The sequence below is a fragment of the Nitrincola sp. genome (assembly GCF_048264025.1).
In the GTDB taxonomy this organism is placed as follows: Bacteria; Pseudomonadota; Gammaproteobacteria; order Pseudomonadales; family Balneatricaceae; genus Nitrincola.
The window spans coordinates 21,833-27,999 of the sequence record NZ_JBLXDN010000043.1; the positions used below are offsets into that span (position 1 = coordinate 21,833).

Below are 6,167 nucleotides of genomic sequence, written 5' to 3' on the forward strand. Positions count from 1 at the left end.
GGAGACTCACCATGGCTAATTTATTCACACGCTTTGCCGGTATCGAATCACCCAACCCCTTCTGGCTGGCTTCAGCGCCGCCCACAGACAAAGCTTACAATGTTGAGCGCGCGTTTGAAGCGGGTTGGGGCGGGGTGGTCTGGAAAACCCTGGGTGAAGATCCCGCCGCTGTCAACGTCTCCTCACGCTACTCGGCTATTTATGACGCTACCGGGCAGGTGACAGGGTTCAACAATATTGAGCTGATCACTGATCGCAGTCTGGAGATCAACCTGCGCGAGATCGAAGCGGTCAAAAAGCACTGGCCGGACCGAGCCTTAGTCGTCTCGCTGATGGTGCCCTGTGAAGAGGAATCCTGGAAAACCATCGTCAAGCTGGTCGAGCAGACCGGGGCCGATGGTCTGGAACTGAACTTTGGCTGTCCCCACGGTATGCCGGAGCGCGGCATGGGTGCAGCCGTCGGTCAGGTGCCTGAGTTTGTCGAGATGGTGACGCGCTGGTGCAAGACTTATAGCCGTTTACCGGTGATCGTCAAACTCACACCGAATATCACCGATATTCGCTTTTCCGCTCGTGCGGCGCATGCCGGTGGTGCCGATGCGGTGTCACTGATTAACACCATCAACTCCATTACCGGTATCGATCTGGATCAGATGGTCGCCCGTCCGATTGTAGATGGTAAGAGCACTCATGGTGGCTATTGTGGCCCGGCGGTCAAACCCATTGCACTGAATATGGTATCGGAAATTGCCCGTGATCCGCAGACTCAGGGACTGCCGATTTCCGGTATTGGTGGTATCAGCACCTGGCGGGATGCTGCTGAATTCATAGCATTGGGCGCTGGTTCGGTGCAGGTTTGTACCGCAGCGATGGTGCATGGCTTTCGTATTGTCACTGAAATGCAGGATGGTTTGAGCCGCTGGATGGACAGCAAAGGCTACCAGAGTCTGGAGGATTTTCGTGGGCTGGCAGTGCAGAACACCACCGACTGGAAATATCTGAATATGAACTACAAGATTGTCGCCAGCATTGATCAGCAAAGCTGCATCGGTTGTGGCCGCTGTTATATCAGTTGTGAAGATACCTCGCATCAGGCGATCAGTCTGACCCCAAAAGCGGATGGTACTAATCAGTTCGACATTATTGAGTCGGAATGTGTCGGCTGTAACCTGTGCCAGATCACCTGTCCGGTGAATAATTGCATCACCATGGTGCGTAAAGAGGCTGATAAACCCTATATGAACTGGCTGAATGACCCGCGCAACCCCTACGGCGAGGCGCGTTAAAACCCGATGGTTAAATCTGAATTAAACAGAGGAACTTGTGATGAAAGAAACCGATTATCCACTCAGTGAAGTCCCCGCTGGGGCACGTAAGGGGTTGGTGTCTACCTCCCTGGTATTACTTGGTTTTACCTTTTTCACCGCCACCATGTGGGCGGGCGGGTCATTAGGTGCTGCGTTCAGTTTTACTGAACTCTTGCTGGTGATCCTGATCGGTAACCTGTTACTCGGCAGTTATGCCGCAGCGCTGGGCTATATTGCCTGCAAAAGCGGCCTCAACTCTGTGTTAATGGGACGTTTCTGCTTTGGTGAAAAGGGCAGCAAACTGTCGGATTTCGTGCTGGGTTTTACCCAGATCGGCTGGTATGCCTGGGGGACGGCAACCCTGTCCATCGTGCTGATCAAAACCACCGGTTTATCGGAAAGCCTGGAAATACCCTTGATGATACTGTTTGGCTTTGCTTTCTGTGCCACGGCCATGATTGGCTATAAAGGACTGGACATGTTGTCACGCTTTGCCGTACCAGCGATGATGCTGTTTATTCTTATCAGTCTTTACAAGGGCTGGGTGGATGTCGGTGGCTGGGGCAGTCTGGCAAGTGACTCAGGCAACGGCAGCATGAGTTTTGCGGCAGCGATTACGGTGATCATTGGTACATTTGTCAGCGGTGGTACGCAGGCGACTAACTGGAGCCGTTTTGCCGCCAGCCCGAAAATCGCGGTACTGGCCACGCTGGCCGCTTTCTTTGTCGGTAATGGTTTGATGGTGTTTACGGGTGCTCTGGGGGCACTGATCTATCAGCAGGCGGATATTGTCGATGTGATGCTGGCACAGGGTTTCGTAGTGCTGGCGGTACTGATGCTGTTCCTGAATATCTGGACCACGCAGGACAACACCATCTATAACTTTGCCGTGGCGGGCTGTAACCTGCTGCGTACTGACCGTCGTCAATTGGTTACGGTAGGTGGCGCGGCTATCGGTACGGTATTGGCTGTGGGTGGAATGTACAACCTGCTGATTCCTTTCCTGATTCTGCTGGGTACTTTTATTCCACCGATTGGTGGCGTGATCATGGCCGACTTCTGGTTGCGACATAAAGGACAGTACCCATTGCTGAGCAGTGTTTCCTTGCCGGACTTCAACTGGCATGGTCTGGCCGCCTATGCCGTCGGCTCTGCCGCCGCGTATTTCTCTCCAGTGCTACCCCCTGTCGTGGGTGTACTGGTTGCGGCGCTCTGCTATGGTGTACTGCTAAAACTGCCGATGCCCGTAGCTAATTACAGTTCAGCTAAATAAACATTTTTCACCGATTTGGAAAGGATTTATGGAAATTATCAACGCCCGTTTACGTCATTCGACCGAGTACCATCGCCTGGTAATTCGAGAAGGGCGTTTCAGTCGGATTGAGGTACAGCCAGGCTTGCTGCCGGTTAGCGATGAGCAACTGGATGCTGGCGGTAACCTGCTGTGTGCACCCTTTGTTGAACCGCATATCCACCTGGATGCGGCCTTAACGGCAGGGGAGCCGGACTGGAACCATAGTGGTACGCTGTTCGAGGGCATTGAGCGTTGGGGGCAACGTAAACCCATGCTGAGCGAGACGGATATCCGTCAGCGTGTGTTGAAGACCCTGGAGTTGTTGGTCGGGCGTGGCGTGCAGCATGTGCGCACCCATGTGGATACCACTGATCCCAGCCTGCTGGGATTGCATACCCTGTGCGCCTTGCGGGATGAACTGCGTGACCGTATTGATATCCAGGTAGTGGCCTTCCCACAGGAAGGTATCCATTCTTTTCCAGATGGTGAAAAACTGTTAGAAAGCGCGGTGGAGGCGGGGGCTGATGTAGTGGGTGGCATTCCGCACTTTGAGTATACCCGCGAACTGGGCGAAGCCTCGGTCAAGACACTGGTACAGTTGGCCTTGAAGTATGACAAGCTGATCGATGTGCACTGTGATGAGATCGACGACCCGGCTTCGCGTTTTCTGGAAGTACTGGCAGCCGAAGCCCTGTTTAACGATATCGGTGATCGGGTTACCGCCAGCCATACCACAGCGATGCATTCCTACGATAATGCTTACTGCTCACGCTTGTTTCGCTTGCTGAAACGCTCGAATATCAATTTCGTTTCCTGCCCGACCGAAAGCATTCATCTGCAGGGCCGTTTTGATACCTATCCCAAGCGTCGTGGCGTGACGCGGGTGAAAGAGCTGAATGCGGCTGGCATGAATGTCTGCTTCGGTGAAGACTCTATCTTTGATCCCTGGTACTCCCTGGGTAATGGTAGCCTGCTGCGCACCCTGGATTTTGGACTGCACATCTGTCAGATGATGGGCTACGAAGACTTCCGCACCGCACTGGATTTCATCACCGATAACAGCGCCCGTACCCTCAACCTGGGCGAAAACTACGGCATCGCCGAAGGCAAACCCGCCAGCTTTATCCTGTTACAGGGTGAAGACGACTATGCCGTACTCCGCCAGCAAAGCGAAGTGCTGCTATCGGTACGTCGTGGCGCCGTTATTATGCAGCGCCAACCTTCTAGATTAGTGACACCTGCTCTATTTAGTTAAGGGTCAACACATTATGTCGGTTGCAGTAGGCACTCTGCCATTTCGATAAAACCAAAACCACCTTTTTCTTGAGTAATGTATCGATGTGGGGTGGTTAAAATGTCGATGAAAGGTGCGATATTATCCACCCCGAAGGTGATATTTAACTGCTCGAACATCGAAATGTCGTTGGCAATAGCAACCCTTACAGCCGGCTACCAGATCGGGCACCGTCTTTGTCTCCCAGCCTGTTCGACGCTGCCCAGGCTCGTCTATTTGTAAACTCTAAATCTATACACTACCTACTTTCGCGGTAGGTTAGTGGGGAAGCGGTTGGGCAATTATCCATCGACTAGTCGTTTCTGCTCAAATTGAGCAAAACACAACCCATGTTACTTGGCTGTGTGTCACTGGGAAGTCGTTGAGATGCTAAAAAACTGGAATTGTGCTGGTGTTCTGGGCTAAGGAACCTGAGATCAAGTTCCCGATGTGAGATAATCTGAGCCAATAGCCATCAACTCACCTTTGCCGATAGTGAATTTTCCCGTAAACGCCGCCAGACGCGTAAAGAGATTTTCCTATCTCGGATGGATGCTTTATTGCCTTGGCCACAGCTGTTAGATGTCATAGAGCCTTACTATCCCAAAGTAGGCAATGGGCGCCGTCCCTATCCACTTGAAAGCATGCTGCGTATTCATTGCATGCAGCAGTGGTACAGTCTCAGTGATGAGGCCATGGAAGATGCACTCTATGAGATTGCTTCCATGCGGTTGTTTGCTCATTTATCACTGGATGGGGCTATTCCTGATCGGACCACCATCATGCACTTTCGGCATTTACTGGAAAAACACAAACTGGCCCGCAAGATACTCAAAGCCGTGAATCGCTGGTTATCTGACTGCGGTGTCATGATGCGGCAAGGCACACTGGTTGATGCCACGATCATCGAAGCGCCGAGCTCCACCAAGAATAAAAGCAATCAGCGCGACCGCAACGGCGGACCGCCAGACATGCACCAGACCAAGAAGGGCAACGACTGGCACTTCGGCATGAAGGCTCATATAGGCGTAGACGCCAAGAGTGGTTTAACCCACTCGTTGGTAACAACCCCTGCGAACGAACACGACCTGAATCAACTCAATAACCTGCTGCATGGTGAAGAGGAATTTGTGTCGGGTGATGCAGGTTAGCAAGGTGCTGAAAAACGGGAAGAACTTAAAGAAACTGACGTGGAGTGGCTGATAGCCCAGCGACCTGGCAAAGTCAGAGCATTGAAACAGCACCCGCGCAAAAACAAAGTCGCTATCAAAATTGAATACCTAAAAGCCAGTATCCGTGCCAAAGTGGAGCATCCGTTCCTCATCATCAAATGTCAGTTTGGATTTGTGAAAGCCAGGTACAAAGGTTTACAGAAAAACGATAATCAACTGGCGATGCTATTCGCATTGGCTAACATCGTTAGAGTAGACCAAATGTAGCGCTGGCAGCCTAAATCCGGCTGAAATATGGAATTTGAGCCATAAAACGATGAAATTTAGCCATAAATGGCTTTATATCGTCCAATAGCGGCAAAAATCTGCTTAAAAAGCACTCGATTGAGAATGAGTGCCGTCAGCAGAGTAAAGGGAGCGGCTTAATCGCTGGTTCCCTAGCCTGCTCCAATGCATCTAACGCTTTCTGGAATAACAGCGCGGCTTTCCTTATTAATAAGAAAATCTAGGCCAGCACTCCAAAACACCTCTTCGTAATTTTGAGTGATTAACAGACGAACTCGCCAGACTGCTCCATAGTTAGCGTCAAAATCGTTGAAAGAATGCACTTCAATTTTATTTTTTGCTTCAAAATCAGACAAATCAGCCAAAAAACCACTGAGGTACTCACCTAGTGTTCTATCGGATATCTCTCTTCCCGCTCCTTTGCAATGAGGATCTATATCCATTGAAAGTCCTGCACTTAACATAAGGGCATAGAGAACATCTTTGTCTTTAAGCGTTACGTGGCTCTCCGTTTGCGGAAGCCGGACGGGCAAGCTAGACAACTGTGGTTGATGCAACGTATTGCAGCCTGTTAGAACAAGTAAAATGCTAAAAAAGACGCCCAAAATACAAGGATTGATATTCACAACCTAATTCCTTCGGGAAAGGAGCCCCAAAATAAAGCATTATCGGGTGCTCTGTAATGATAAGAAAACTCTTCAATGGACTGTGACACTACCCTATTTCTGGAATTAGAATAGTGCCAAACTTTTTTTATCTCCTGAATTCAACTATTAACTGCAACACCCGCTTATATTCTGTCGCAATTGCTCTTTAAAAATTACGTCTGGTTGAAT

Annotated in this window: 5 protein-coding genes and 1 pseudogene; 4 read left to right on the forward strand and 2 right to left on the reverse strand. The window is 50.5% G+C overall.

The window, feature by feature from the left end; all coding sequences use genetic code 11:
• The first annotated feature begins 11 nt into the window (after positions 1 to 11).
• From preA to codA, 3 genes are read left to right on the forward strand one after another with little or no spacing between them, the layout of a single operon-like run.
• On the forward strand, positions 12 to 1,286 hold the full coding sequence (gene preA / locus ACN0R1_RS18775; protein ID WP_417585649.1) for an NAD-dependent dihydropyrimidine dehydrogenase subunit PreA: 1,275 nt from the start codon (positions 12 to 14) through the stop codon (positions 1,284 to 1,286).
• Positions 1,287 to 1,326: 40 nt separating this feature from the next.
• Positions 1,327 to 2,580, forward strand: coding sequence for a cytosine permease (codB, locus tag ACN0R1_RS18780; protein ID WP_417585651.1), 1,254 nt, complete (start codon positions 1,327 to 1,329; stop codon positions 2,578 to 2,580).
• Between the two features lie 28 nt (positions 2,581 to 2,608).
• Complete coding sequence (codA, locus tag ACN0R1_RS18785) at positions 2,609 to 3,856, forward strand: cytosine deaminase (RefSeq protein ID WP_417585653.1); 1,248 nt, start codon at positions 2,609 to 2,611, stop codon at positions 3,854 to 3,856.
• Between the two features lie 11 nt (positions 3,857 to 3,867).
• Here the strand turns inward: codA and ACN0R1_RS18790 are convergent, their stop codons facing one another.
• Complete coding sequence (locus tag ACN0R1_RS18790) at positions 3,868 to 4,014, reverse strand: hypothetical protein (RefSeq protein ID WP_417585655.1); 147 nt, start codon at positions 4,012 to 4,014, stop codon at positions 3,868 to 3,870.
• 408 nt (positions 4,015 to 4,422) lie between these two features.
• On the opposite strand from ACN0R1_RS18790, the pseudogene ACN0R1_RS18795 reads away from it, so the two are divergent.
• Positions 4,423 to 5,313, forward strand: a pseudogene (locus tag ACN0R1_RS18795) (IS5 family transposase).
• A 170-nt stretch (positions 5,314 to 5,483) separates the two neighbouring features.
• Here the strand turns inward: ACN0R1_RS18795 and ACN0R1_RS18800 are convergent.
• Positions 5,484 to 5,957, reverse strand: coding sequence for a hypothetical protein (locus tag ACN0R1_RS18800; RefSeq protein WP_417585657.1), 474 nt, complete (start codon positions 5,955 to 5,957; stop codon positions 5,484 to 5,486).
• Positions 5,958 to 6,167: the final 210 nt, after the last annotated feature.